Source organism: Nocardia sp. NPDC050799 (assembly GCF_040654015.1).
Lineage (GTDB): Bacteria > Actinomycetota > Actinomycetes > Mycobacteriales > Mycobacteriaceae > Nocardia.
Genome location: NZ_JBFAHF010000136.1, coordinates 1 through 1,049, shown reverse-complemented (window position 1 = coordinate 1,049; position 1,049 = coordinate 1). Strand labels below are relative to the sequence as shown.

At 61.7% G+C, this 1,049-nt stretch carries 2 protein-coding genes; one reads left to right on the top strand and one right to left on the bottom strand.

Annotated elements, in window-relative coordinates; genetic code table 11:
• A partial coding sequence (locus tag AB0H42_RS35920; RefSeq protein ID WP_357064381.1) for a DeoR/GlpR family DNA-binding transcription regulator occupies positions 1 to 760 on the top strand: 760 nt, incomplete at its 5' end.
• A 61-nt stretch (positions 761 to 821) separates the two neighbouring features.
• Here the strand turns inward: AB0H42_RS35920 and AB0H42_RS35915 are convergent.
• Positions 822 to 1,049: LptF/LptG family permease (locus AB0H42_RS35915; protein ID WP_357064378.1), on the bottom strand; the 228-nt coding region annotated here is incomplete at its 5' end.

The window sequence follows — 1,049 nt, the reverse complement described above, 5'->3', positions numbered from 1 at the left end:
CCGGAGTGCTGCCGCCGCTGTCGGAGGACGAGGCGATACGGCACTTCGCGACGACCTCGCCGGTTCGCTCGCCCCCTACATGAACCCCGCCGCGACCGGCGCCACCATCCGCACCGATCTGCGCATTCTTGAAGACGCCGGTATGCTGACACGCACCCACGGCGGCGCCATTCTGCGCACCCGTGCCAGCTTCGAGGTCGGCTCCGATCAGCGTGAAGAGGTGAACCTCAGCGCCAAGGAGCAAATCGGTCAATTGGCCGCCGGCCTGGTGGAAGACGGCGACATCATCGTATTGGATACTGGCACCACCACCCTGCAGATCGCCCGCCATCTGCGCCAGCGCCGCAACCTGACCGTGGTCACCAACGATTTCATGATCGCCAAGAGTCTGGAAGACGTCGAATCGATCCAGATCATCCTGCTGGGTGGCATCGTCAAAAAGGGTTATCACTGCGCGGTCGCCATCAACGGCCGTTCGCTGCTGGATACGCTGAACATCGACAAGGCGTTTATGGGTGCCAACGCATTGTCGCTGAAACAAGGCGCCTGTGTGGCCGACATCATGCTGGCCGAAACCAAGCGCGCGATGGTGGAGCATGCCAATCAAGTGATCGTAGTGTGCGATCACTCCAAGCTGAGCAACACCTCGCTGGCGCAGTTCGCTTCCCCTGCACAGATCGATACCCTGGTGCTGGATCGCCTGCCGGAAGATGCGCAGGCCTATCAGGATGCCGGCATCGCGCTGCTGAGCGTTAGCTAATCCTCCCAACAAAAAAGGCGCGGCCCCACGGCCACGCCTTTCTTCACTACCGATCGCCCCGCTACTTGCGTTTGAGCAGCATATACACGCTGATCAGCAGGAACAGCATGCTCGGCAGCAGCGCGCCCAGCACCGGCGGCATGCTGTAGACCATGCTCAGCGGGCCGAAGATCTGATCCAGCACGTAGAACAGGAAGCCGAAGCTGATGCCGGACACCACGCGGATACCCATCGGCACGCTGCGCAGCGGGCCGAAGATGAACGACAGCGCCATCAGCATCATCACCGC